Annotated in this window: 20 protein-coding genes and 1 pseudogene; 5 read left to right on the top strand and 16 right to left on the bottom strand. The window is 68.2% G+C overall.

All coding sequences use genetic code 11. The features are described 5' to 3' along the window. Nucleotide 1: 1 nt before the first annotated feature. Both J7D54_RS00495 and J7D54_RS00490 read right to left on the bottom strand, forming a co-directional pair. Nucleotides 2-670 (bottom strand): response regulator transcription factor, encoded by a 669-nt coding sequence (locus tag J7D54_RS00495; protein ID WP_182763006.1) that lies wholly within the window; start codon nucleotides 668-670, stop codon nucleotides 2-4. Then, nucleotides 667-2,136, bottom strand: a complete 1,470-nt coding sequence (locus J7D54_RS00490) for a cell wall metabolism sensor histidine kinase WalK (protein ID WP_182763007.1) — start codon at nucleotides 2,134-2,136, stop codon at nucleotides 667-669. The genes J7D54_RS00495 and J7D54_RS00490 overlap by 4 nt, the downstream gene beginning before the upstream one ends. Nucleotides 2,137-2,302: 166 nt before the next feature. Between J7D54_RS00490 and J7D54_RS00485 the strand changes: the two genes are divergently transcribed. Continuing rightward, nucleotides 2,303-2,911 (top strand): hypothetical protein, encoded by a 609-nt coding sequence (locus J7D54_RS00485; protein ID WP_182763008.1) that lies wholly within the window; start codon nucleotides 2,303-2,305, stop codon nucleotides 2,909-2,911. Between the two features lie 124 nt (nucleotides 2,912-3,035). Then, nucleotides 3,036-3,770 (top strand): hypothetical protein, encoded by a 735-nt coding sequence (locus J7D54_RS00480; protein WP_182763009.1) that lies wholly within the window; start codon nucleotides 3,036-3,038, stop codon nucleotides 3,768-3,770. Here J7D54_RS00480 and J7D54_RS00475 read toward each other — a convergent pair. The 7 genes from J7D54_RS00475 to J7D54_RS00445 form a co-directional block, all read right to left on the bottom strand. Then, nucleotides 3,757-4,836, bottom strand: coding sequence for a sugar phosphate isomerase/epimerase (locus J7D54_RS00475; protein WP_182763010.1), 1,080 nt, complete (start codon nucleotides 4,834-4,836; stop codon nucleotides 3,757-3,759). The genes J7D54_RS00480 and J7D54_RS00475 overlap by 14 nt on opposite strands. Before the next feature lie 5 nt (nucleotides 4,837-4,841). After that, on the bottom strand, nucleotides 4,842-5,849 hold the full coding sequence (locus J7D54_RS00470; RefSeq protein WP_182763011.1) for a sugar phosphate isomerase/epimerase: 1,008 nt from the start codon (nucleotides 5,847-5,849) through the stop codon (nucleotides 4,842-4,844). A 143-nt stretch (nucleotides 5,850-5,992) separates the two neighbouring features. After that, complete coding sequence (locus J7D54_RS00465) at nucleotides 5,993-7,114, bottom strand: sugar phosphate isomerase/epimerase (protein WP_209455164.1); 1,122 nt, start codon at nucleotides 7,112-7,114, stop codon at nucleotides 5,993-5,995. A gap of 78 nt (nucleotides 7,115-7,192) precedes the next feature. Further along, entirely contained in the window at nucleotides 7,193-8,389 is a 1,197-nt protein-coding gene (locus tag J7D54_RS00460; protein WP_182763012.1) for a Gfo/Idh/MocA family protein, read from the bottom strand. Nucleotides 8,390-8,455: 66 nt separating this feature from the next. After that, a complete protein-coding gene (locus J7D54_RS00455; RefSeq protein WP_182763013.1) occupies nucleotides 8,456-9,568 on the bottom strand; it encodes a substrate-binding domain-containing protein in 1,113 nt (370 codons plus the stop codon). A gap of 81 nt (nucleotides 9,569-9,649) precedes the next feature. Beyond that, the gene (locus tag J7D54_RS00450; protein ID WP_182763014.1) at nucleotides 9,650-10,681 is read right to left on the bottom strand and encodes an ABC transporter permease; all 1,032 of its coding nucleotides are present in this window, start codon (nucleotides 10,679-10,681) and stop codon (nucleotides 9,650-9,652) included. Further along, nucleotides 10,678-12,204 carry a sugar ABC transporter ATP-binding protein gene (locus J7D54_RS00445; RefSeq protein ID WP_209455163.1) on the bottom strand — a complete coding sequence of 509 codons (1,527 nt, stop codon included), beginning with the start codon at nucleotides 12,202-12,204 and terminating at the stop codon, nucleotides 10,678-10,680. The genes J7D54_RS00450 and J7D54_RS00445 overlap by 4 nt, the downstream gene beginning before the upstream one ends. Nucleotides 12,205-12,334: 130 nt before the next feature. Between J7D54_RS00445 and J7D54_RS00440 the strand changes: the two genes are divergently transcribed. Then, nucleotides 12,335-13,558 (top strand): ROK family protein, encoded by a 1,224-nt coding sequence (locus J7D54_RS00440; protein ID WP_182763015.1) that lies wholly within the window; start codon nucleotides 12,335-12,337, stop codon nucleotides 13,556-13,558. An 8-nt stretch (nucleotides 13,559-13,566) separates the two neighbouring features. Here the strand turns inward: J7D54_RS00440 and J7D54_RS00435 are convergent, their stop codons facing one another. The 7 genes and pseudogenes from J7D54_RS00435 to J7D54_RS00405 form a co-directional block, all read right to left on the bottom strand. Next, on the bottom strand, nucleotides 13,567-13,722 hold the full coding sequence (locus tag J7D54_RS00435) for a hypothetical protein (RefSeq protein ID WP_182763016.1): 156 nt from the start codon (nucleotides 13,720-13,722) through the stop codon (nucleotides 13,567-13,569). After that, nucleotides 13,719-14,144, bottom strand: coding sequence for an HIG1 domain-containing protein (locus tag J7D54_RS00430; RefSeq protein ID WP_209455162.1), 426 nt, complete (start codon nucleotides 14,142-14,144; stop codon nucleotides 13,719-13,721). Before J7D54_RS00430 ends, J7D54_RS00435 begins: the two co-directional genes overlap by 4 nt. 5 nt (nucleotides 14,145-14,149) lie before the next feature. After that, nucleotides 14,150-14,458, bottom strand: coding sequence for a hypothetical protein (locus tag J7D54_RS00425; protein WP_182763017.1), 309 nt, complete (start codon nucleotides 14,456-14,458; stop codon nucleotides 14,150-14,152). 5 nt (nucleotides 14,459-14,463) lie between these two features. After that, entirely contained in the window at nucleotides 14,464-15,297 is an 834-nt protein-coding gene (locus J7D54_RS00420) for an SPFH domain-containing protein (RefSeq protein WP_182763018.1), read from the bottom strand. Further along, nucleotides 15,287-15,922, bottom strand: coding sequence for a hypothetical protein (locus tag J7D54_RS00415; RefSeq protein WP_182763019.1), 636 nt, complete (start codon nucleotides 15,920-15,922; stop codon nucleotides 15,287-15,289). The genes J7D54_RS00420 and J7D54_RS00415 overlap by 11 nt, the downstream gene beginning before the upstream one ends. A 128-nt stretch (nucleotides 15,923-16,050) precedes the next feature. Next, nucleotides 16,051-18,234: pseudogene (locus J7D54_RS00410) on the bottom strand (nitric-oxide reductase large subunit); the annotation flags it as partial. Nucleotides 18,235-18,463: 229 nt separating this feature from the next. Further along, the gene (locus J7D54_RS00405) at nucleotides 18,464-19,294 is read right to left on the bottom strand and encodes a DUF72 domain-containing protein (protein ID WP_182763021.1); all 831 of its coding nucleotides are present in this window, start codon (nucleotides 19,292-19,294) and stop codon (nucleotides 18,464-18,466) included. 322 nt (nucleotides 19,295-19,616) lie between these two features. Between J7D54_RS00405 and J7D54_RS00400 the strand changes: the two genes are divergently transcribed. Together J7D54_RS00400 and J7D54_RS00395 are read left to right on the top strand one after the other, a co-directional pair. Beyond that, nucleotides 19,617-25,136: a carboxyl transferase domain-containing protein gene (locus J7D54_RS00400; RefSeq protein WP_182763022.1), complete on the top strand. Its 5,520-nt coding sequence runs from the start codon at nucleotides 19,617-19,619 to the stop codon at nucleotides 25,134-25,136. A 191-nt stretch (nucleotides 25,137-25,327) separates the two neighbouring features. Continuing rightward, nucleotides 25,328-26,398, top strand: a complete 1,071-nt coding sequence (locus J7D54_RS00395) for an FAD-dependent oxidoreductase (protein WP_182763023.1) — start codon at nucleotides 25,328-25,330, stop codon at nucleotides 26,396-26,398. Nucleotides 26,399-26,444 lie beyond the last annotated feature (46 nt).

The following is a 26,444-nucleotide window of genomic DNA, read 5'->3' as shown; positions in this document are numbered from 1 at the left end:
GTCACGCCAGCCGGTAGCCCATCCCGCGGACCGTCTCGAAGCGGTCCTTGCCCAGCTTGCCCCGCAGGTATCGGACGTAAACGTCGACGACGTTGCTGCCCGGGTCGAAGTCGAAGCCCCACACATTGCTCAGCAGCTGCTCGCGGCTCAGCACCTGCCCAGGGTTGCGCAGGAACGTCTCCGCCAACGTGAATTCGCGGGCGGACAGGTCCACCCACTCGCCGTCCACCTGGGCCTTGCGCGTCCGGAAATCCAGCACCAGGCCGTTGTGCGACAACTGCGTCACGCTCTGCCCGGCCGGCTGGGGCGACTCGGTGCGCAACCGCAGCCGGATCCGCGCCAACAGTTCCTCGAACGAGAAGGGCTTGGGCATGTAGTCGTCCGCGCCGCCCTCGAGCCCGGCCACGCGATCCGCGACGGAGGACCGGGCCGTCAGCATGATCACCGGCACGGCGACCCCCTGCCCGCGGATCTGCTCGAGCACCTCGAAGCCGTCGATGTCCGGCAGGCCGACGTCGAGGATCACCAGGTCGAAATTGCCGTGCACCGCCAGCGTGGCGCCCTCGGACCCCGACGCGGTGGTGTGGGAGGTGAAGCCCGCCGCCTTCAGCCCCTTGGCGATGAATCCGGCGATGCGGGTCTCGTCCTCGATGATCAGGATCGTGCTCATAAGCTCTCCATCTTGATGGTCGGTTCGAGTTCGGCGGGTTCCACCGGACCGAGCGGCAGCACGAGGGTGAACCGGGAGCCGACGCCCACCGTCGATTCAATGTCCAGGCGGCCACCGTGCGCGGCCATGATCGACTCGACGATACTGAGCCCCAGCCCCGCGCCCTGCGCGTGGGCAGCCCCCACGCGGCTGCGACCGAAGCGCTGCCGGACCACGTCCAGCTGATCGGGCTCGATGCCGATGCCCTCGTCGCGGACCCACAGCAGCACCTCACCGCGCTCGAGCGCCGAACCCAGCGTGATGGCCGAGCCCGCGTCGGAGTATTTGACGGCGTTGGCGGCCAGTTGCAGCCAGGCCTGCGTCATGCGGCCCGGGTCGAGGAACGCCTCGGCCGAGGCGATGCGCTCGAGCCGCCACGCGCGGTCCCCCAGCGCCCGTGCCTTCTCCAGCACCTGGTCCGTCAGTGTCGCCACGTCGAACCAGCGGGGCTGCACGAAGTCTGACTCCGTGGCCTTCGCCAGCATCAGCATGTCGTTGACGAGCACGCCCATCCGGTCGGCCTCGTCGATGACGAGGTCCCGCGTCTCCCGCACGTCGACGGGGTCGTCGGGGTCGACGAGTTCCATGTGGCCGCGCACCACGGTGATGGGCGTGCGGAGTTCGTGGCCCACGTCGTCGAGCAGCTGGCGCTGGCCCTCGACGGAGCGCTGGACGCGGTCGAGCATCCGGTTGATGGTGCTGGACAGGGCGGTGAGGTCGTCGCGGCCGCGCACCGGCACGCGTGACGTGAGGTCGCGCTCGTCGATCGACTCGGCGGCCTTGCGTAGTTCCTCGATGGGCCGCAGCAGCCTGCCCACGGAGATCCAGGCGACGAGCACCAACAGCAGCACGGTGCCGACGGCGACCACGGCGTACAGCGTCATCGTGCGGCGCAGTTCCGCCTCGACGAGGTCCAGGTCGTAGACGTGCACCAGCGCACCCGTCGACCCGGGGTACTGCACGGGCGCCACGAGCACCCGGTAGTTCCCATCCGGGGTGCGGACGGTGTCGATGCGGATCTGGTTGCCGGCGGCCATGGGCATCAGGTGGCCGACGAGTTCCTCGTCGTTCTCGGGGCGCAGCGGAACGTCCGTCGAAGCGACCCAGCGCACCTGGCCGTCCACGACGGCCAACTCCCCCTCGGCCTCGCCGATCACGGTTCGGGCCAGGAAGGTGTGCAGCAGCTCCGACGGCCCGGCGAAGGACTGGCCGGTGGCGGGGTCGATGCCCTCCGTTGCGAGCACGCGGAGTTCGTCGCGCGTGCGCGTCAGTTGGTCGTCGACACCGCTGTGGATGGCGCGGTGCTGCAGCACCGCGACGATGGCGCCGGACGTCAGCAGCGCCAGCCCCGCGAGCAGCACCATCGTGGTGATCAAGCGCGCCCGCAGCGTCACCTTGGCGACGAGGTCGGGTTGCTGGGAGATCATGTCCCTATCCTGCCCTGAGCGCGGACCGGGCGCTCACACGGTGGCGACCGGCGTGCCCTCGTGACGAAGCCCCTCACCCATGAGAAACCTCTCACGATTCCCGCGTGGTTCCCCTCATCTGCGACCGGTGTGATGGTCTCAACAACCACTTCGAAGGAGTATTCAGATGGCTCTCAAAACCTCCACCACCTGGCTCGCGGCGGCCGCGTTCGGTGTCGCCGCAGTCGGCGGTGGGCTGCTGGCCTCCGCCGCATCCCCCACACCCGCGCCGGCCGTCAGCTCGCCGGCAGTCTCGCCCACTCCCCACATGGAGCCCATCATCGTGGCGGCCCCGACGGTGAGCGCCAGCCCAGACGCGGACCCCACCACGCCACAGCCCACGCCGGCCCCAACCGCCACCGAGACCATCGTGATCACCGGCACAGACCAGTGCGACGACCTCGACAACAATTTCACCTGCGACGACGAGCAGGGCCTGTCGTCCACCGTCGACAGTTCGCTCACCCCGGCTCCGGGCATGGCCCCCGCCCCGGCCAAGACGTCCGTCGCCGCCCCCGCAAAGACGAAGGCCGCCACCGTCAAGAAGACCACCTCCACCCCGGTCTACAACGACGACGATGACTGGGACGACGATGACCGGGACGACGATGACCGGGACGACGACCACGACGATGACTGGGACGACGACCGGGACGACGACCACGACGACGACCGGGACGACGACGACCACGACTGGGACGACGACGACCACGACGACGACCACGACGACGACTGAGCCCGCATCGCTTCCTGATCAGGCCTGTCCCGGCGCGTCCCCCAGCGCGCTGCGGACCGGCCCTGTGTCTGCCCCCGCGCTGCGCGGCCCTAGGATGCAGGGAGTCACAACCCCGGAGGACCTCATGGACGAGACCCGCACCGTCATCGAAGTCGATGCGCCGAAGGAGCCGCTCTTCCCCGGTTCCGCGTTGGTGGGCACCGTCCTGTTCCCGATCTTCGCGGTCGTGGCGCTGGTGCTGGCCATCGTCTACGAGATGCCCTGGCTGGTCACCTCGTCGCTGGCCATCACCCTGGCGCTCTCGGCGATCCTCATCTCCCAGTACCTCAACCGGCGCGGTCGCTCGGGCACCCTGCGCCTCTCGCTGGGCGACGGCGTGACGCGGATCGGCCCGGCGCCGTCGTCGCGGCTCATTCCGCTGCTGCTGACCGGCCTCGCCGGCATCGTGGTGCTCGTCGACATCACCCTGCGCCTGACCGGCTACCTCACGGACGACGGCGGTATGAGCTTCGCCGTCATGCTGGCGCTGATCGTCGGGTGGGGCATCGCCGACGGCTGGTTCGCGTACCGGAACCCGCCCGGTCTGGTGCTCTCACCCAGCCATGTGACCACCGTCGCGAGCATGGGGAAGGAGACCCGCGTGCCGTGGGCCCAGCTCACCGGCGCGCCGGAGATCAAGGGCGCCCGTTTGCTCATCCCCACCGACAAGACCCAACTCCAGGTGGGCGTGAGCCAGATCGACTCCGACCCCCGGGTGGTGGCGGCCCTCATCGAGGCCTACCGCGGCAGACCGGCCAGGCAGGGCGAACTCGGCGACGGGCGGGTCGCGCAGCGCGCGCGGTCGCTCACCGTGCGCTGACCTTTCCCTCCACGCCCAGAGCCTGCAGCAACGTGAGCTGCCGTAGCCGTTGCGCAGTTGACGAACAGGCCTCGGGCTGGCCGGTGTCGGTCGCATGGGTCAACTGGGCCGGTGTCTCGCCGGGATGGAAAGTGGGGTCGAGGCTCACCGTCAGCTCCGCACTGGACAGGGCCTCTTCCACGGCGGGCTCACGGTGCCACTGGGCCACCCGCTGGGCGAGCCCCCCGTACCGAGCGGCCGCTCCAGAGGCCAATGCCACGTACTGTTCCGGGCTGATCTGGGCGGGTGCTGGGAACCGGAACACCAGGTGTCCAGCGAAGGGCATCTGCCCGGCCAGAGAACCGCGTTCGAGCAGGTCGATCATCCTGAACTGATGGAGCGGATCCCCGTTCATGCGGCCCAGGTCGACACCCGTGAGCGCCGTACTCCCCCAGGCCCAAGCCGTCCCCGTCAGGTCCGCACCCGAGGACACGATGCCCACCGCCTCGGGCTGGTTGAGTTCTGCTCGGAACCCGAGCCCTTCCACCGCAGTCAGCAGGAGCGACCCCGGTCCGGTCACCACCGCCACCCGCAACTCGAAGCCCTGTTCGTAGATGTACTGGGTGACCGCGTCCACGGCCTCCCGTAGTCGCTGGGCGTCCGCGAACGGGTCACGCCCCCAACCGGAGCCGCGGCTCTCGTGGAGGACGAAGGTCTCCGCGCCGAGCGCAGCGGCGAGGTCGACAAAGCGCAACACCTTGGCCAGAGCGAACCGTCGCACGCCCTTCCCGGCGGCGCACAGAGCCCCGTCCGCGAAGACCGGGTGGGTGGTCACATCAGGCCACGCCAATGCCACGCGCACGCCAGCAGCCCGTAGCGCCGGCACCACGGTGATGAGGGCGTCGTCCGCCGGTTCGCCGTCCGGCCCAACCAGGTCGTCGTCGCTGAGGACCACGGACGTGGCGCCGCGCTCGGCGAGCGCATGGACCACGTCAGCGATCTCGGCGGGCGACCAGTCCGACAACGAGCCGCCCGACGGACGCAGAGGGAACGTCCAGCGGGGGTCGCTGTTGAGTGGTGTGTCCACAGCTGTCAGTTCCCAGATGAGAACGCTGCATCAAAGGCGGCCTCCGGCGCGCTGAAGTTGAGCTTGCGGACGAACTCAAGGGCATCGGGCGCGCCGATGAGTCGGTCCATGCCCGCGTCCTCCCATTCGACCGACAGCGGACCGTCGTACCCGATGGAGTTGAGCGCGCGGATGGCGTCCTCCCACGGCACGTCGCCGTGACCCACGGAGATGAAGTCCCAGCCGCGGCGGGGGTCTGCCCACGGCAGCAGCGACGACAGGCGGCCGTTGCGCCCGCCGGTCAGGCGCACCTTGGTGTCCTTGCAGTGCACGTGGTAGATCCGCTCGTGGAAGTCGAGGATGAAGCCGACGGGGTCGATCTGCTGCCACACCATGTGACTCGGATCCCAGTTGATCCCGAACGCCTCGCGATGCCCGATCGCCTCCAGGGTGGCCTTGGTGCTCCAGTAGTCGAACGCAATTTCGCTGGGATGCGTCTCGTGCGCGAACCGCACGCCCACCTCGTCGAAGACATCGAGGATGGGGTGCCAGCGATCGGCGAACTCCTGGTAGCCGGCCCGGATGACATCATCCCCGACGGGCGGGAACATGGCGATGTACTTCCAGATGGGCGAGCCGGCGAAGCCGGTGACGATCTTGACGCCAAGCTTGGCGGCGGCCCGGGCGGTGTCCTTCATCCGTTCGGCCGCGCGCCGGCGGACTCCCTCGGGGTCACCGTCGCCCCAGATGTCGGTGGGGATGATGTCGCGATGGCGGTGGTCGATGGGGTCGTCACAGACAGCCTGCCCGACGAGATGGTTGGAGATCGCGAAAACCTTGAGGCCGTTCTTCTCCAAGATCTCGCGGCGCGACTGGATGTAACCATCATCATTCAACGCCTTGTCAACCTCGAAATGGTCGCCCCAAGTAGCGATCTCGAGGCCGTCGTAGCCCCAGTCGCCAGCCAGCTTGCACACCTCCTCGAACGGCAGATCGGCCCACTGGCCCGTGAAAAGGGTGATCGGACGAGACATCTGGAAGACCTCCTGAAGATATGGTTCTGGGACACGTCCTTGTGTCATTAGGGAGCGTGGCCGTCCCCCCGGAGAGGCAGAGCCCGCGGAATCGGGCTCTACCTCTCGTTCCGGGGGGCCGGTTTTTCACGTGTCCAGGGTGGCTAGCCGCGCAGGTTAGCCATGTTCTGGTAGCTCAGAGCAGCGAACTCCAGCGACTGGCCGGGATTGGCCGCACCGCCGGGTGCGTTGTCCTGCTCATACATGGGGTGGTGGTTGCCGCGGGCGCCCATGTTCTTGAAGAACGTGGCGAAATCGATGTCACCGGTTCCGAAGGGGACCATTTCATAGCCGTTGGACACGCTGGTGTTGATCCGGCCGTCCTTGGCGTGGAATAGCGGGAACCGCGATGTCTGTGCCTGTACGACCGCCAACGGATCGAAGATCGATTCGACCTGCTCCCCGTCGGGTGCCGTGAACATCTGGTGCTTGTACTGGGCGACCATGCCCCAGTAGATGTCCAGTTCGAAGTGGACGTACTTCGGCTCGGTCCGGGCGATGAAGTACTCGAGCTTTCGGATGCCCGACGAACGGGTTGGCCTTCCGAGCGCATCTTCCGGTCCGCTGTCCAGCAGGAAGTTGTAGGCGGCGTCGTGGTTGTGCGTGTACAGCTTCAGGCCGTGTTTGTTCCAGGCCCGCTCCCCGAGGAAGTTCCACCGGTCGACGGCCAGGTCCCAGTCCGCCTTGTAGTTACTGCCCGTCGGATCCGAACCGGTGCCGACGTGCTTCATCCCGAGGATGTTGGCCACCTCACAGGCGGCATCGAACGACGCCAGGCTGGAGTCCGAGATGGCGCCCGGGACGCTGCCATGGCTGCCCTGGCCGACCAGCCCGTTGTCGTCGAGCCAACTGCGGAGCAGCCGGGCGCCTTCTGGGGTTCCCAGAGAGCGACCACCTTCGGCGTTGGCATGCTGGTTGTAGCCGGCGAACTCCACTTGCCGGTAACCCATCTCGGCCAGCGCTTCGAATACCGAGCGGAAACCGGAGGCGAAGGGTGTGGAGGCGGGGTCACGGGAGATGGCGTCGCGGACCGTGTAGAGGATGATGCCGCGGCGCGGACCGGGGACCAACTGGGCGTTGGAAGTGCCGGGATTGGCGGCAGCCTGGAGCGGGAAGGCCGCGGCTGCCGCGATCCCGGTGGAGGCCGCGAAGAGCTGGCGGCGGGACAGGCCGAGTCTGCGGCCGAGTTCGAGTCGATCTGGTGCTACATCGTCGTAGGTGGACACGAAGGTCTCCTTTCCAAGAGACGTTGATGGGTCTTTGTGACGAGTGGTGAGTGGATCGCGAGCGGCTCGCGCTGATGGTCAGGTCCTCCTTTCCAGATTGATCGGCGTCCAAACGGCACTCTGCGTGGCGCTCTGGGCGACGGCGTCCAGCACGCGCTGGATGCCGAGACCGTCGCGGAAATTCGGATGCGGTTGGTGGTCTTCGGCGATAGCGCTGAGGAAATCCACGGCCTGGTGCGTGAAGCCGTGTTCGTAGCCGAGCATGTGGCCCGGCGGCCACCAGCCCGAGAGGTAGGGGTGCTCCGGTTCGGTCACCACCACGCGGGTGAAGCCGGAGTCCGCACCCCGGCCGTCGAGCACGTGAAGCACGTTGAGGTCTTCGAAGTCGAAGGCCAGTGACCCGTCGGAGCCGTTCAGCTCGATCCGGATGGAGTTCTTCCGGCCTGTCGCGAAACGTGTTGCCTCGAAGGTGGCCAGCGCGCCGCCCTCCAGGCGGGAGAGGAAGACCGCGGCGTCGTCGACCGTGACCTCTCCCATCTCAGTGCCTGAGCCGGTCGCGCTGAGCCCATGCGAGTCCAGGCTCACGGGGCGCTGATGGACGAAGGTCTCGAGCAGAGCGCTGACGCCGGTGAGCCGGTCCCCGGTGATGAACTGCACGAGGTCGACGATGTGCGCGCCGATGTCGCCCAGCGCGCCCGAGCCGGCGCGTTCCTTCTGCAGGCGCCAGCTGAGCGGAGCCGACGGGTCGGCCAGCCAGTCCTGCAGGTACTGGGCACGTACGTGGTGCAGCGTGCCGAGCCGTCCCGAAGCGACGATCTCGCGGGCGTGGGCGATGGCCGGAACCCGGCGGTAGGTGAACCCGACCATCGCCTTCACCCCCGATGCCGCCGCTCTATCCGCAGCGGCGACCATCGCCTCCGCCTCGGCGACAGTGTTGGCGAGTGGCTTCTCGCAGAGCACGTGTTTGCCCGCCTCCAGGGCGGCGATCGCGATCTCTGCGTGCGTGTCTCCGGGCGTGCAGATGTCGACGATGTCGACGTCGTCCCGCTCGATGACGGCGCGCCAGTCAGTTTCGGTGGACTCCCAACCGAAGCGTCGGGCGACGTCGCTCAACGCGTCGGGATGGCGCCCGGCGATGACCGCCAACCGTGGCAGCGCCGGCGGAGAGAAGAACGAGCGGGCGTTGCGCCAGCCCTGGGAGTGGGCCTTGCCCATGAAGGCGTAGCCGATCATGCCGACACCCAGCTCGGGGACGGCGGTGGGGTGGGTGGTCATGGTGTCCTCCTGCGATGGGAAATGGCCGGGGTGCGCCGCGACCCGGGGGCCGCGGCGCGCTACCGGTCAGGACTCAAAGCCGAGTTCCATGTATTCCTCAACGTTGTCGGCGTTGACCACCGGGGCGTTGAGGACGATGCGGGTGGGTACCTCGACCTGGACGAGGTCGCTCATGCCCTTACCCTGCGCCAGGAGACGGGCCAGCTTGATGCCATCAGCAGCCTGCGTCGGCGGGTAGAGGACGGTGGCCTCCATCTTGCCTTCCTGGATCCAGCGCATCGCATTGGCGGAACCCGCGCCACCGATGAGCGCCATCTCGTTGCGGCCGGCGTTGTCGAGGGCGGCCATGACGCCGACGCCCTGGTCGTCGTCGTGGTTCCAGATGATGTCGATCTGCGGCGCAGCCTGCAGCAGGTTGGAGGTCACGCGCTCACCGGATTCGACGGTGAACTCGGCGGCTACGCGATTGTCGACCGTCTGCCCGCAGTCCTTGAGCGCGTCCGCGAAACCGCTGGAGCGATCCTGGGTGAGTGGCAGGGAGTCGATGCCGGCGATCTCGGCGATGACCGGATCGGAGAGGCCCTTCTCCTCGACCAGATCACAGGCGTAGGTGCCTGCGGAGACGCCCATGCCGTAGTTGTCGCCCAGGATCGTGGTGCGTGCCGCAAACGGGCTGGAGAACTCACGGTCCACGTTGACCACCGGAATCCCGGCCTGCATCGCCTTGATTGCCGCCTCGGTGAGGGCCGCGCCGTCGGTCGGGAGCAACACGATGACGTCGACGTCGTCGTTGATGAACGTCTCAATGTGGGAGATCTGGAGGCTGGGGTCGTTGGTGCCCTCAGCGACGCGGAGGTCGATGTCGGAGTACTTCGCCGCGGCCTCCTGGGCCGACGAGTTGATGGCTGCGAGCCACCCGTGATCAGCGGCAGGTCCGCTGAAGCCGATGACGACGGTTTCGCCGATCTCCTCGTTGCCACCGGCCGCGGGGGTGCCCTCGCTGCCCGTGCCCTCGTCCGTGGTGGTCTCCGTGGCGGTGTCGGTACCGGTGGTGTCCGTGCCCGCCTCGGTGGCAGCGGGTTCCTGGGTGACCTCGGGGCTGTTGCTCGTGCAACCGGCCAGGATCAGGGCGAGGCCGCCGACGGCGGCCATCAGGGACGTGCGCTTGCGGATGGTCATGGTTACTCCTTGTTCGTCGTTGAAGAGGTGCATGTTCGTCGGTGAGGCGGCGGATCGGACTGGGTCGAGAGCGCAGGAGCATCACCCGCTTGAGCTGTGCCGTTCGGCGACCCTCTGCTGCAGCAGGACGGCGACGATGATGATGGCGCCCTTCGCAACCGCCTGCGTTGAGGTGTCGAGGTTGTTGAGGGTGAACACGTTGGTGAGGGTGGTGAAGATCAGGACGCCCAGGACGGTGCCGACGATCGTGCCGCGTCCACCGGTGAGCAGCGTGCCGCCGATGACGACGGCGGCGATGGCGTCGAGTTCGTAGAGCTGCCCGTGCGTCGAGGTACCGGTGGTGGTGCGGGCCATCAACATGACGGCCGCGATCCCGCAGGCCACGCCGAGCAGGACGTAGAGCAGGGCGGTGTGCCAGTTGATCCGGATACCGGCCAGACGCGCGGCCTCCGCGTTGCCGCCGACGGCCAGCGTGCGCCGGCCGAAGGTCGTGCGGTTGAGCAGGATCCAGCCGATGACCGCCACCAGCGCGAAGATGATCACCAGCACCGGGATGCCGACCACGTTGCCGCCGAAGAAATCGATGAAGTCGCGGTCCTGCACGATCTGCGTCTTGCGCTGGGCGATGATCTCGGCCATGCCCCGCGCCGCGGCGAGCATGGCGAGCGTGGCGATGAACGGTGCCACTCGGCCGAACGCGATGAGCACCCCGTTGATGGCACCGCAGCCGGCACCGACGGCGACGGCGGTGAAGACCATCACGATCCAATGGATGTCAGCAGCCATCGTCTGCGTCGCCAGCGTGGTCGCCCACACCGTGCTGAGCGCCACGATCGCGCCCACCGACAGGTCGATGCCCCCGCCGGAGATCACAAACGTCATGCCGACGCTCACCACACCGATGACCGACCCCAGACGCAGGATCGTCAGGATGTTGTCGATACTCAGGAAGCGTTCGCCGCCCGTGGCGAAGCCCACGATTGCCAGGAGCAGCAGGGCAATGATCAGCCCGAGATTGAGCCCGAACGCAGTACCTAGAAATCCGCGGAGGCCGGATTTCGTCTTGGCAGTCGCGCCAGCCGTGGCAATGGGTTCGTTCGCAGCTGTGCTCACGCTGCTTCTCCCTTCAGGATGATGTCGAGGACCTTGTGCTCATCGAGTTCCGCTGCGGGTCCGTCATGGACGACCACGCCATCGGCCACCACGAGAACCCGGTCCGAGAGCCCGAGCACTTCGGGGATCTCACTGGAGACCACGACGACTGCGCGCTTCTCGTCGCTGATCTGCTGGATGAGTCCGTAGATCTCGGAGCGGGCGCCGACGTCGACGCCCCGCGTCGGTTCATCGAGCAGGAGCACACGGCTACCGCGCTGCAACCAGCGCGCCAGCACGACCTTCTGCTGGTTGCCGCCGCTGAGGGTGCGCATCTCGCGGGCGATGGTGCGCGGGCGCAGATCGAGCGAGTCGACGTGAGCCTGGGAATCCGCCAGCTCAGCACCACGGTTGATGAAGCCGACGGTGGCGAAGTCGGCGAAACTGGCCAGCGACACGTTGTTGGCGACGGAGTGGCTCAGAATCAGAGCCTGGCTCTTGCGTTCCTCAGGGCAGAGCCCGATGCCGGCGGTCACGGCGGCCGGGACGGAACCATTGGCCAGCTTGCGTCCCTCGACACGCACCGTGCCGGAGTCGGCGCGGCGGGCGCCGAAGATCGTCTCCAGAATCTCTGAGCGACCGGCACCGACCAGCCCGGCGATGCCCACGATCTCCCCGGGATGCACCTCGAAGCTGACATTGCTGAACTCTCCGTCGCGACTCAGTGACTCGACGGTGAGCAACGGGTCGGCGGCACGGTCCGGGGCCTCACGGGTTGGGAAGACGTACTCCATCGAGCGCCCGGTCATCAGCCTGATGAGCTCGGTCTTGGGGGTGGACTTGGCGTCCAGCCCCGTGGCGACGGTCTTGCCGTCCTTGAGGATGGTGACCCGGTCCCCGATCTGGCGGATCTCCTCGAGCCGGTGGGAGATGTAGATGACGGCGACCCCAGCCGTCGTGAGTTCCCGCACCACTTGGAAGAGTTGCTCCACCTCCTCGGAGTCGAGGACCGCGGACGGCTCGTCCATGACCATGACTTTCACATCCCGGGAGAGCGCCCGGGCCATGCTGACGATCTGCTGACCCGCAGCGGACAGGCGCCCCACCTCGATGGTGGGAGAGATGTCGCTGTGGCCCAGCTGGCCCAGCAGCTTGGCCGCCCGCTCACGGGTGGCGCGTCGTTTGGAGAGACCGAAAGAGCTCAACTCGTGACCGAGCATGATGTTCTCGGCGACGCTCAATCCCGGGACCAGATCCAGTTCCTGATACATGGTGGCCACGCCGACGTCCATCGCCGCCTGGGGGTGGGCGAAACGGACCGCCTCACCGTTCCAGATGATCTCGCCCTCCTCAGGCTGATGGACTCCCGCGAGGACCTTGATCAGCGTGGACTTTCCGGCTCCGTTCTGGCCCAAGAGGCAGTGCACCTCGCCGGCACGCACATCGAGGTCAACGCCCCCAAGGGCGAGCACACCGGGGAACCGCTTGACCACGCCCCTCATCTCCAGGATGGGGGAATCGGCGGCTCGGCTCTGAGCTGTCATAACGCAACTCTGCAACCCCTTTTGTTTTGTGTCAAGCATAAGTTTTGTCTTTAGCGTGCAAAGCGTCATTCGTTTGACGGAACTTACTACCCGGGCTTGATTTAAAGTCCGCGTGTGGTTGACTTTGGATATGACCGTCAAGGCATCACAGAACCGGTTTGTCGGGAGCACCAGGAATGGTCTCCCGGCGCTGTCGGATGCCCTTGACCTGCTCTCCGCCAACGCGCAGGAGGCGGCCGAGGTCCTCATGTTGATGCTCGACGGCGGAGTCCGCACCCGTGGCCAACTCATCTCCGAGACAGGGTTGGCCCGCTCCGCTGTGGGCGCACAGATCGACTCGCTCCTCCACGCAGGTCTGCTCTCGCCGGAGGGTGAGGCGGCATCCACCGGGGGCCGGCCGCCGGTGCAGTTCCGCTTCAACCCAGCGGCCCGCGTCGTGCTCGCGGCAGACCTCGGCGCCAGCCACGCGACCCTTGCCCTGACAGATCTTGCGGGCCGGCCCATCGAGAAGGTGCACGAGCAGATCAACATCGCTCAAGGGCCGGAAGAGGTCCTGTCCTGGGTTCTCGAGCAGGGCACGGCGCTGATCGAACGCAGTGGCCGAGGTGACGATCTGATCGGTGTGGGGATCGGCGTCCCCGGACCGGTCGAACACTCGACGGGCCGCCCTGTGCGGCCACCCATCATGCTGGGGTGGGACGGCTTCGACATCCCGGCCCGCATCAGGCGCGGACTACCCGTGCCGGTGCTGGTCGACAACGACGTCAATCTCATGGCCTTGGGCGAGCACATTCTGGTGCATCGCAATGTGGAGCATCTGCTGTTCGTCAAGGTGGCCACCGGCATCGGTGGCGGCATCATCATGGGCGGCCGTCTCCATCGCGGGGCCAAGGGCGCCGCCGGAGACCTCGGCCACGTGTTCACGCCCTCGGGCGACGGGGTGCTGTGCCGATGCGGCAACACCGGGTGCCTGGAGGCCGTCGCCAGCGGACCGGCGATCGCGGCGCGCCTACGCGCACAGGGACTCAACGCCGAGACCCCGCTGGATGTCTTCAAACTCGCTGAGGGTGGCAACATGCTGGCTGCGGCGGAACTGCGGGAGGCCGGCCGCATGATCGGCGACACCCTCGCCGCCTGCGTGAGCCTGCTCAACCCGTCGGTCATCGTGCTCGGCGGCGTACTCAGCCGCGCCGGGGACCACCTGCTGGCCGGGGTACGGGAAAGGGTCTACACCCGCTCCCTACCGCTGGCGACCGGTGACCTGCAGATCCTGCCCGCCGGCACCGGACGCGACGCCGCCGTGGCGGGGGCCGCCGTGATGGTGACGCAGCACGTGTTGGCCATCAGCCGCTGAGACTGCGGTCAGCTGAACCAGCCGAACATCGTGCAGCCCACGGCGAAGACCACCATGGAGACGAACAGCAGGACGGTCAGGATGGCGCTCTCCGCCTCGCTGGGCTGCTTGTGTTCGGCCTGGTACTTCTCGACGTCGAACTGTTCCCGGTTCTCGGTGCTCACGACATGCCTCCCAATCGGCTGAGATCAGATACAAGTGCCACGCCCAGCACCACGAACACCACCGCCATGAAGCCGGTGTACATCCAGCGCTGGCGATGGTCGGAGCGCCAGAACCTCTTCATGCTCACGATTCCGTTGACCACCGCGTAGACGCACAGGGCGATGCCGATGGGGGCCGCCACCCAGCCCGCCAGGCTGAGCACCGGCACGAGCACCGGGATCAGCAGGTAGGTGATCAGGCAGCGCACCCCGGAGAACATCACGGACACGCGGAACGCCGCGTGCGCTCCGGCGCCCGAGGCGGTGTCGGCTTCGGTCACGCCGAGGAGACGGCGCATGAACCGGTCCGGCGCGGCGTTCGAACGGAACCGGGTTGCGGGGGGCGACGATGTCGCCTGAGCCGCGTCGTCGAGGATGCTCACGGCGCTCACGCTACCGCTTCTGCGGCTTCGTCCTCGAGGTTCCGAGTGTGACGCAGGTGGCGCCACAGGCGGATGCCGCCCAGGACGGCCAGGACCACCCCTGCTCCGCCCACGAGTACGCCGGCGAACAGGCCGATGTAGAGCGGGCTGAAAAGCACTTCCTCCTGCGGGCGCTGGCGCATGACGCCGAGCAGGAAGCCGAGCAGCGGGGCCAGGGCGGCGATGCACACGCCGAGCGTGAGCATCCAGAAGCCGGGCGCGGTGGGCACCAGGCGGACGGGCCGCCCGGTCACGACGGGATCGAGATCTGTCATCGGGATCATCCTTCCAAGGGGCGGTCGACGACGGCCAGGCCCGGCTTGTGGGGCGGCGGGGCGGCCTCGTCGTCGCCGTTGAATTTCTTCACGGCCTGCACGAGCGGGCCGACGATGTCCATCGGGAGCGGGAAGACGACGGTGGAGTTCTGGTCCGCGCCGAGTTCCAGCAGGGTCTGCAGGTAACGAAGTTGGAGGGAAGCGGGTGCCTCGCTGAGCGTGAGGGCGGCGTCGCGCAGTTCCACCGACGCCTGGAGTTCGCCCCGGGCGCTGATCACCTTGGCGCGACGTTCGCGCTCGGCCTCGGCCTCCCGGGCCATCGCCCGCTGCATCATCTCCGGGATCTCCACGTCCTTGATCTCCACAACCGACGCCTCGACGCCCCACTCCTTCGTCTGCGTGGCGATCGAGTGGGCCAGGTCCTCGTTGAGGTCTGCCCGGTGGGCGAGCAGTGTGTCGAGTTCCGCCCGGCCGACGACTGAGCGCAGCGTCGTCTGCGCGAACTGCGAGGTGGCGACGGCGTGGTTCTCCACGGACATCACCGACAGCACCGGATCTGTCACCCGGAACATCACCACGGCGTTGACGCGGGCGGTGACGTTGTCCCTGGTGATGACCTCCTGCGGAGGAATGGTCAGGGTGACCGTCCGAAGGTCCACGCGGACCAGCTTGTCGAGGAACGGCAGGCGGAACACCAGGCCGGGGCCGAGGGCGCCGCGCAGCCGGCCGATGCGGAACGCCACCACCCGTTCGTACTCCCGGACGATCCGGAAGGAGGAGACGAGGAACGCGACCACAAGGAGGAACGCGAGAATTGCCAGAACGACCTCAGTTGGCATGGTCAGCTCTCCTGTCTGATGCATAGCTGCTGCGTTGGCGGGCCAGGGCTGCGGCCGCAGCCTCGCGGTCCTGCCTGGTCTGATCCGCAGTCCTGACGACCGCGCCCAGGGGATCTGCCGGGGTGTGGCGCAGGAAGAGCCAGAGCGGCACCGATCCCGCGGCGATCAACACTGCGGCGACGAGGGCCAGCACCTGGCTGGTCCAGTTCTCCACCACCAACGCCGTCACGGCCGGCCACACGACAGCCAGCACCGTCACCGAGCAGGCGATGCCGCGGTGGAAGCGCGCGGATTCCGACGAGGGCCACGGGTCCACCGACCGGCGCATCTCGCGTCCGTCGTCGGATTCGGTGCAGCTGTCCTTGACGGGGCACGAGTTACAGACGAGCGGGCTGCCCCGGTACCGCATCACCCGGTTGTCCGGGTCGAAGGACCGCGGGTACAGCCACTGGTCCTCCGGGCAGAGCCACGCGTCGTGACTCTTGTGGTAGACGAAACCGCCGTTGCGGTCGTCCTGCGTGCGGCTCTGTGCCCGCCTGGCGAACGAGTCGATGCCGTAGGCGACCAGCAGGAGCACCAGCCCGTAGCCCGCGCCCAGCCAGGCGGCGATCTCGATGTCGATCATGAAAGGTCCTCATTCTCGGGAGGAACCCGCCTGTCCGAGGCGTAGCGACTGCGGCTGGGCGGCAGCTCGTCGGCGGCGATGCCCGCCTGAACCGGCAGGCCGGTGCGGTCCTCCTTGGCCTCATCGTGCTCGATGACGAAGAGCGTCTCGGGCTCCATGACGGTAACCGTGGCGGGGATCGCGTGGCGGATCCCGCACCAGGCGAGCCACACGAACGGCAGGATGCCGCCGACGAGGAACACCACGTCACCGGGCATGCGCAGCCATTCGAGGATGACGTTGCCGGGCTCGGCGATGTAGCCCAGCGTGCGGGCCTCGTAGTAGCCCTCGTTGACCGAGTGCCACAGCTGCAGCACGCCCAGCGGCAGCAGCGTCGCGAACACCATCCAGGCCAGGCCGATGTTGAGGCACCAGAACGAGATCTTCGCCATCAGGTCCGACCACTTCTCCGGCTTGACGATGTAGCGCAGCGCGAAGAGCGCCATGCCGACGGCGAGCATGCCGTAGACGCCCATCATCGAGCCGTGCGCATGGTTGGCCGTGAGCGCGGTACCGATCTGGTAGTACGACACAATCGGCAGGTTGATCAGGAAGCCGAACACGCCGGCGCCCACGAAGTTCCAGAAGCCCACGGCCACCAGGAACATGACGGCCCACCGGTGCGGGAAGGGCGCGCTGCTGCGCGACTCCTGCTTCGAACCCAACTGCAGGAAGGCCCATGCCTCCACCGTCAGGAACGTCAGGGGAATGACCTCGAGGGCGGAGAAGAACGCGCCCAGCGCCATGTGCTCGACGGGGGTGCCCGAGAAGTACAGGTGGTGCATGGTGCCGATCACGCCACCCACCGAGTACAGGATGACGTCGAGGAAGATGATCTGGATGGCGATCTTGCGCCGCACCACGCCCAGCATCACGAAGATGTAGGCGACCATCACGGTGGTGAACAGCTCCAGGAAGTCCTCCACCCACAGGTGCACCACCCAGAAGCGCCAGAACTCGGCGACGGTGAGGTGCGTGCCGTTCGTGGCGAGGAGCCCGACGGCGTAGAAGGCCGGGATGGCCAGGCCCGAGTAGAAGAACAGCCACGGCATGTTGAACTTCGACTCGGAGCGCAGCCGCGAGCGGATGGCGCGGTAGATGATGATGATCCAGATGAAGAGGCCGATCACCAGGAGGATCTGCCAGAACCTCGGCAGGTCCAGGTACTCCCACTGCTGGTCGAAGAAGATCGAGCCCTGTGCCCATTCAGGGCCGAACGTGCTGATCGCCGTGCCGCCCAGCATGCCGAGCACCACCACGGTGAGCGCGCCGAGGAGGCCGTAGGCCAGCCAGTGCTGGCGCTTCGGTTCGCGGCCGGAGATGATCGGTGCCAGGAAGATGGCGGCGGCCAGGAAGGCTGCGGCCGTCCACAGCAGCGACAACTGCAGGTGCCAGGTGCGGGCGAGGTTGAACGGGAGGATGCGGGCCAGGTCGATGCCGAAGAAGCTGTCGATCTCCGCGCGGTAGTGCTCGACGGCGGCGCCGAGTGTCGCCTGCGCCAGGAAGAGCAGTGAGACGACGAAGAAGAACCAACCGGTGGCCTTCTGGGCCTTCGTGATGCCCACCTTGCCGGGCTGCAGGAACGACAGGGTGGGGGTCTCGCTCGACTGCCAGCCGATCTTCTTGCTCCACCTGCCGTACAGGGCGAACAACGCGCCGAGGCCTGCGAGCAGGGCGATCAGCGACATGGCCGACCAGACGAGGATGTCCGCCGTCGGACGGTTGTCGACGCGGGGCTCGGGCGGCCAGTTGTTCGAGTAGGAGTAGTCGTGCCCGGGGCGCTCAGCCGAGCTGGCCCAGGCAGTCCAGCCGAAGAAGGCGGTGAGATCGTGGATCTGGTCCGGATCCGTGATCGCCGAGGGGATCAAGCCGTACTTGGTGGAATCGGTGCCGAAGAAGTCTGCGTAGTGCTGCTTGAGCATCTCGAACGCGCTGATCTGCTCGGGAGTGAAGACCAGCACGCCGGTGCTCTCGTCGTAGCGGTTCTCCCGCATATGCTCGACGGTGGCCGCCGCAGGATCCTGCACGCCGCCGTCACGCAGTTGTTCGGTGACGTGCTCCGTGGCCAGGCGCAGGTACTCGGCCGTGTAGTCAGGGCCGAGGTACGCGCCGTGGCCCATGATGGAGCCGTACTGCTGGAGCCCACGGCGGAGAAAGATCTGTTGCCCGGAGGTGATCTCCTCTTCGGTGAACACCACCTCCCCTGACTCGCTCACCACCTGTTGCGGGAGGGGCATGCCGTCGGTGTAGGTGCGGTAGGCGAGGAAGCCCATCACGAAGAAGCCGAAGACGAAGACCAAGGCTATGCCCTGGACCCATCCTTTGGAGATGACCAGCTCAGCTTTCGACGGCTGTAGATCGGGGTTGTTGTTGACGAGGCTCACTGTGCCCACCACCTGGGTTTCATCTGGGGATGCGGATGACCGCGCGGCCATGATGTGGGAACCCTAGGGCACGAGTGGGTCTTTATTGGCGAAACTTTGGACAAAGTCCCCCGGTCGTTCAGGGTGTGAGCCTGCTCAGCAGTCGCACGGCGTCGTGGGGAGCGTGTCCGCGGGCGTCGTTGTCGAAGTAGACGTACGCGTCCAGCCCCGCGCCCATCCATTCGCGGCACTGCCGCGCCCAGCGGTCCAGCGACCCATCAGGGTACGCGCTGGCGTACAGCTCCTGCTCGCCGTGAAGCCGGACGTAGCGGAAGTCGCCGGTGGCATCGCGCATGGTGGGCCAGGTACCGGCGCTGTCGGCGATCACCATGGCCACCCGGTGCTCCGCCATCAGGGCGTGCGCCTCCGGGGAGTTGAAGCTGTCGTGTCGCGGCTCCACTGCGTGGCGGACGGGTGATGACGGGTCGACGTCCTCCGACACCTCCAGAAGGACCCGATCGGGCGCGACCTTGTCGTCGTGCCCGGCGGACAGCTCGGCGATCTCCCCGTGGGTGCGCGGCAGCAGGGACAGGAACTGCCCGATCTTCTCGCGGTCGAACGACATCCGGGGCGGCAACTGCCACAGCACGGGGCCGAGCCGCCGGCCCAGCGCCAACACGCCCGAGGCGAAGAAGTTGGCCAGCGCGGTCTCGACGCCACGCAGTTGCAGCATGTGGGTGAGGTAGCGGCCGCCCTTGACTGCGAACGTGAACCCCGGCGGCGTCTCCGCCGCCCAGGCGGCGTACGAACTGGGCCGCTGCAGCGAGTAGAACGAACCGTTGATCTCAGCCGAGTTCATCCGCTCGGCGACATAGCGGAGTTCGTCCCGCTGCTTGAGACCCACGGGGTAGAAGTCGCCGCGCCACCCCTTGTAGCGCCAACCGGAGACCCCGACGAAGCACGTAGCCATATCGGGAGCCTACGTCCACGGCCGGCTCCGCACCGTGACATCTGGCGGGTGCGCGATCCGCAGGACTCCGGCACCGCTGCGGCCGAACAGCGGGCAACGACGAGTCCATCAACCCCGAGGGCTGACGAGGCCCCTCCATACCCCATGCCCATCCGGAGCCGCTGTCGGGTTCGAACAAAGTTGGGCGCCCAGGTTTGGTTTACGCGTGGAGCGCCCGAAAATCCCCTGACAACACGGTCGTGTCGTTTTCCAAACGAGCCCCTGACCTGACAGATTGTCGCCAACCCCCAACCGGGGGCTGTTGTCGTGCCAGGAGGTTCGAATGTTTCGACGCATCGCCATCGTCAACCGTGGAGAGGCCGCCATGCGGCTCATCCACGCAGTGCGCGATCTCAATGCGGAACATCCGGACCGGGAGCCCATCGTCACCGTCGCGCTCTACACCGACGCGGAGCGCTCAGCGATGTTCGCCCGCGAGGCCGACGAGGCCTACCCGCTCGGGCCCGCGTCGGAGCGCCCCTATCTGAACCACGACCTGCTCGGCCGCGTGTTGACCGAGGCCCGCGCCGACGCGGTGTGGGTGGGCTGGGGCTTCGTCGCCGAGGACCCCGCCTTCGCGGACCTCGTGGAGTCGCTGGGCATCACGTTCATCGGACCCTCGGGCGACGCCATGCGCAAGCTCGGCGACAAGATCGGCTCGAAGTTGATCGCCGAAGAGGTCGGCGTCCCCGTGGCGCCCTGGTCGCGCGGCGGGGTCGACACCCTCGATGACGCCCTGGCCGCCGCCGACGCCGTCGGCTACCCCCTCATGCTCAAGGCGACCGCAGGCGGTGGCGGTCGCGGCATCCGTCGCGTCGACTCCGCCGCGGACCTCGCCGACGCCTACCAGCGCACCCGCGACGAGGCGCAGCGCGCCTTCGGCTCCGGCGTCGTCTTCCTCGAGAAGCTCGTCACCGGCGCCCGCCACGTCGAGGTGCAGCTCATCTCCGACGGCGACACCGCCTGGGCAGTGGGCGTGCGCGACTGCACGGTGCAGCGCCGCAACCAGAAGGTCATCGAGGAGTCCGCCTCGCCGTTGCTGACGCCCGAACAGAACGACGAGATCAAGGCCTCCGCCGAACGCCTCGCGCTCGCGGTGGGGTACAAGGGCGCCGGCACCGTCGAGTTCCTGTACCACCCGGGCGAGCAGCAGTTCGCGTTCCTCGAGGTCAACACCCGCCTCCAGGTGGAGCACCCCATCACCGAGGTGACCAACGACTTCGATCTGGTCAAGGCCCAGATCCGCATCGCCGCCGGCGACAAGCTCGAGGGTAAACCCGTCGAGTTCGGCCACGCCGTCGAGGCCCGCCTCAACGCCGAGGACCCGGACCGCGATTTCGCGCCGTCGCCGGGCCTCATCACCCGCCTGGACCTCCCCGCCGGGCCCGGTATCCGCGTCGACACCGGCGTCGCCGAGGGCGACTCCATCCCCGCCGACTTCGACTCTATGATCGCCAAGATCATCGCCTTCGGCCGCACCCGCACCGAGGCGCTGGGCCGCCTGCGCCGCGCCATGGCGGAGACCACCGTCGTCATCGAGGGTGGCGCCACCAACAAGAGCTTCATCCTGGAACTCCTGGCCCAGCCCGAGGTCACGGGCGCCGAGGCCTCCGGCCGGCGCGCCGCCGCCGTCGAGTGGGCCGACACCGGGTGGATCGACCGGGTGCGCGCCGAGGGTGGGCTCGTCGCCGACGAGCACGCCGGTATCGCGCTGGTGGCCGCGGCCATTGAGGGCTACGACGACAACGTCCACGTCGAGACCGAACGACTGCTGAGCACCGCCCACGGCGGCCGCCCCCAGACTCAGCACAAGTCCGGCCTCACCGTCGACCTGAAGCTGCGCGGCGTGGTCCATTCCGTGACCGCCTACGCCACCGGCCCCGGCCGCTACCGCGTGACCGTGGACGGCACCACCGCGGATGTCGCCGTCGAGAAGCTCGACGAGGTGCACGGCCGCATCACCGTCAACGGCGAGCGCTTCCGCCTGGTGACGGCCACGCACGGCCCCGTCCACCTGATCGAGGTCGACGGCGTCACCCATCGCGTCTCCCGCGACGAGGGGGGCGTGCTCCGCTCCCCCGCTCCGGCCCTGGTGGTCGCCACCCCCGTGTCCGTCGGCAGCGAGGTCGAGGCCGGCGCTCCCGTCGTCGTGCTCGAATCCATGAAGATGGAGACCGTCATCCCCGCCCCGTTCGCGGCCCGGGTGAAGGAACTGCACGTGATGACCGGCTCGCAGGTGGAGTCGATGGCGCCGCTGGTTCGCCTGGAGCCCCTCGGCAACGGCAACGGCGGCGTGGCCGTCGACGAGACCAACGGCGTCGACCTCCCTGAGCCTCAGGAGGTCGACGCGGCCACCCGCCTGGCGCAGCTGCGCGCCGAACTCTCGGCGGTCCTCATGGGCTACGACGTCGACCCGGCCGCCAAGACGCTCAAGGCCTACCTGGCCGCCCGCGACGAGGCCCGAGCGCAGGGCATCGACACCCTCCCCGGCGAGATCGAGCTCATCGCGCTGTTCGCCGACCTAGCCGAGCTGTCACGCAACCGCTCCGTCGGCGAACAGGACAACACGGAACTGCGCGTCCACTCGGACCGCGAGCACTTCCACCGCTACCTCACCACCCTGGACGCGGAGCGCGCCGGCCTCCCCGGCCAGTTCATCAACCGCCTCGGCCGCGTGCTCAGCCACTACGGCGTCGACTCCCTGGACCGCCTCCCCGCGCTGGAGCAGGCCGTGTTCCGCGTCTTCCTGGCGCAGAAGCGTCAGGCAGCCGACGTCTCCATCGTGTTGGGCATCCTCGACCGCTGGATCGACGAGCCCGCGCCCGACGCCGACAGGGCGGCCTCCGCCCGCGCCGACCTCGAGCGCCTCCTGCGCGCCACCCAGCTGCGCTTCCCCGTCATCGGCGACATGGCCCGCTCGGTCAGGTTCCGCTGGTTCGACCAACCGCAGGTCGACGCTGAGCGGGCCTCCGTCCTGGCCGGCTTCGGCGCCGAGCTGGAGGCGCTCGTCGCCAACCCTGAGGCCGTCGACTACGAGGAGCGCGTCGCCAAGCTCGCCGGCGTGCACGAGTGGACGGCGAACTACCTCGCCACCAGGCTCGCGCAGGGCGTGCCCGCCCACGAACCCATGCTGGAGGTGCTGCTGCAGAAGTACTACGCGGACTACGACCTCAGCAACATCCGCCGCTTCGCCGTCGACGGGCGCTCCGTCGTCATCGCCGACTACCTGCTCGAAGGGCGCCCCCGCCGCTTCGTCACCACCGTCGGCACCCGTGACGAACTGACCGACGGCGCCCTGGAGCGCCTGGTCAACGAGCAGTTCGCGGCCCGCCCCGAAGGCTACGACGCTGTGGCCGAGCTCTACGTCGCCTGGCCGGAGACCCCCGACGAAGAGGGCATCGGCGTCGAGCTGGCCGAGCTCCTCAACACCTGGGCCTGGGATCCGGCCACCCAGCGTGTGGCGGTGGGCGTCTGCCTGGCCGACGGCACCGTCGAGTACCGCGCATTCACCTTCGACGACATCGACGGCGTGCGCACCCTCCGCGAGAACACCAACGTCCGCGCCCTCCACCCCATGACCGGCCGCCGCCTCGACCTGCGGCGCCTCCGCGAGTTCGACACGACGCGGCTCCCCGCCCCTGCGGATGTGCTGCTCTACGAAGCGGTGGCCAAGTCCAACCCGGACGACCGCCGCCTGGTGGCCATCGCCCAGGTGCGCCAGCTCGGCGTGGTTCGCGACGACGCCGGCCGGCTCATCGGCCTGCCGCACGCCGAGCGGGCGGTCTCCAACTGCCTCGAGGCGATCCGCCGCACCCGCTCCGCACGGGGCTCGGCCGGGTCGAAGCTCGACATGAACCACGTGTGGGTCTACGTGTGGCCGCCCGTCGACCTCACCGTCAACGACATCAAGCCCCTGCAGGACCGCATCACCCCGCTGTCCGACGGCGCCGGCATCGAAGAGGTGCTCTGCCACGCCCGCTTCCTGACCCGCGACGGTGAGGGCGCCGAGGAGCTGCAGCCCCTGGCCGTCCGCTTTCACGCCAAGCCCGGCTCCGGGGTCACGACCTCGGTGACGGCACCGCCGTCCGAGCCGCTCAAGCCCCTCGACGACTACGCGGGCAAGGTGCTCCGCGCACGCCGTCGCGGGCTGGTGTACCCGTACGAACTGTCGGCCAGCCTGGCCGGCGAGGGCGGCTCCCTCGTCGAGCTGGACCTGGATGCCGACGGTCGGCTGGTAGAGGTGGACCGCGAGCCCGGCCGCAACAAGGCCGGCATCATCTGCGCCCGCGTCACCACCCTCACCGCGCTGCACCCGGAGGGCATGACCCGCATCGTGCTGTCCGGCGACCCGACGAAGGGTCTGGGCGCAGTCGCCGAGCCCGAGTGCGCACGCATCATCGCCGCCATCAACCTGGCCGAGGAGATGGGCGTCCCCGTCGAGTGGTTCACGCTGTCTTCCGGCGCCCGCATCTCCATGGAGTCCGGCACCGAGAACATGGACTGGGTGGCCGCCGCGCTGCGCCGGATCGTGGAGTTCACGCAGGCGGGCGGCGAGATCAACGTCGTGGTCGCCGGGATCAACGTGGGCGCCCAACCGTACTGGAACGCTGAGGCCACCATGCTGATGCACACCAAGGGCATCCTCGTCATGACGCCGGATTCGGCGATGGTGCTCACCGGCAAGCAGTCGCTGGACTTCTCCGGCGGCGTCTCCGCGGAGGATAACTTCGGCATCGGCGGCTACGACCGCGTGATGGGCCCCAACGGCCAGGCCCAGTACTGGGCGCCGAACCTGGGCGCCGCCATGGGCATCCTGATGTCGCACTACGACCACACCTACGTCGCCCCCGGCGAGACGGGGCCGCGTCGGGCCGAAACCTCAGACCCGGGCAGCCGCGACATCTCGGACTTCCCCCACCAGTGCGACGGCTCCGATTTCGCGACGGTGGGCCAGATCTTCTCCCGCGAGCACAACCCGGACAGGAAGAAGCCGTTCGACATCCGCTCGGTCATCGCCGCCGTGTGCGACCAGGACCACCCGCGGGTCGAGCGCTGGGCCGGGATGGCCGACGCCGAGACCGCCGTCGTGATGGACGCCCGCATCGGCGGCCACTCGGTGAGCGTGCTGGGCATCGAGTCCAAGCCGGTGCCGCGCGCGGGCTTCCCGCCCACCGACGGCCCGGACACCTTCACCGCCGGCACGCTGTTCCCGCGCTCGTCGAAGAAGGCGGCCCGCGCCATCAACGCCGCGTCGGGCAACCGTCCGCTCGTGGTGCTGGCGAACCTGTCCGGCTTCGACGGCTCGCCGGAGTCGATGCGCAACCTGCAGCTCGAGTACGGCGCGGAGATCGGCCGGGCCATCGTCAACTTCGACGGCCCCATCGTGTTCGTGGTGATCTCGCGCTACCACGGCGGCGCGTTCGTCGTGTTCTCCAAGCAGCTCAACGAGAACATGACCGTGCTGGCGATCGAGGGCTCCTACGCCTCGGTGCTGGGCGGCGCACCCGCCGCGGCGGTCGTCTTCGCGGGCGACGTCGCGAAGCGCACGGCGGCCGACGCCCGGGTCCGGGAGCTCGAGAACCGCCTGCAGGAGGCGGCGCCGCAGGACCGGGCCCCGCTGCAGCTGGAACTCGCAGACGCCCGGGCCGCGGTGCGGGCCGAGAAGATCTCCGAGATCGCGGCCGAGTTCGACGGTGTGCACTCCATCCACCGGGCCGTCGAGGTGGGCTCCGTGGACCGCGTGATCACGCCCGCAGAGCTGCGCCCGGCGATCCTCGAGGTGATCGAGGCGCACGGCCGCTGATCTTGCGCGCGCCGAATCTAGATTCGGGGTCCCTGATGACGTTGGATCTAGATTCGGCCCACGCCCAGGCTCAGGCAGAGTGAAGTTGTGCAGCGGACTTCCTGCACAACTTCACTCTGCCTTGACTTCACTCTGCCTTGACCCGCACCCCGACGCGGAATATTGAATGTTCAAGTATTGTTGTACCTGACATGAACGTCGACACCGTCGTGATCGGAGCCGGACAGGCAGGGCTGTCAGCGGCCCACCACCTGCAACGCCTGGGCATCGACTTCGTCGTGCTCGACGCCAACCCGGCACCCGGAGGCGCCTGGCAGCACCGTTGGGACTCGCTCACCATGCACGACGTGCACGGCGTTGCGGACCTCCCGGGCACCGACGTGCCGGCCTGGGACAGCGCAGCTCAGGCCAACGTCGAGGTGCCCGAATACTTCGCTGACTACGAGCGGCGCTTCAACCTTCTGGTCGAGCGCCCGGTGCGCGTCAGCCGCGTGGAGTCGGACCCCGGCACCCGCGACCTGTTGGTCCACACCACCCGCGGCACCTGGCGTGCCGGGTCCCTGATCAACGCCACCGGCACCTGGGACACGCCGTTCATCCCGTACTACCCCGGTGCCGACACCTTCCGCGGCGAGCAGTTCCACACCGCCCATTACCCCGGGCCGGCCGCGCTGGCGGGCAAGAAGGTGGTCGTCGTCGGCGGCGGCGCCTCCGCCGTGCAGTTCCTCGGCGAGCTCGCGGGCCGGGCGGACCTCACCTGGGTCACCCGTCGGCCGCCGGTCTGGCGCAGCACCGAGTTCGATCCCGACGCCGGGCGCGAGGCCGTCGCGCTCGTCGAGGAGCGCGTCAAGCGGGGTCTGCCGCCCAGATCGGTGGTCAGCGTGACGGGCCTGATGTTGCGTCCGCAGGAGCAGAAGGCGGCCGCCATGGGCGTCTACGCCGCCCGTCGGCCGATGTTCACCCGCATCGAGCCCGACGGCGTGCGCTTCGCCGACGGATCGTTCCAGCCGGCCGACGTCCTGCTGTGGGCCACGGGCTTCCGTCCCAGCATCGCCCACCTGGCGCCGCTGCGGCTGCGCTCCCCGGAGGGCGGCATCGAACTGCTCGCGCCACGGGATCCGCACACCTTCACCACGTCAGCCGTCGACGGCCGGATCCACTTCGTGGGTTACGGCCCTTCGGCCTCGACGATCGGCGCCACCCGGGCGGGGCGGGTCGCCGCGCTGACCATCCGTGAGCAATTGGATGGGGTCGCCGCCTGATCAGGCCGCATTTCCCGGCGTGTCGCGCCGTGACCCCATCCAATTG

The sequence above is a fragment of the Tessaracoccus sp. MC1865 genome, assembly GCF_017815535.1.
Classification (GTDB): domain Bacteria; phylum Actinomycetota; class Actinomycetes; order Propionibacteriales; family Propionibacteriaceae; genus Arachnia.
Note: the sequence above shows the minus strand (reverse complement) of the source record. Positions and strands in the feature narration are given on the sequence as shown.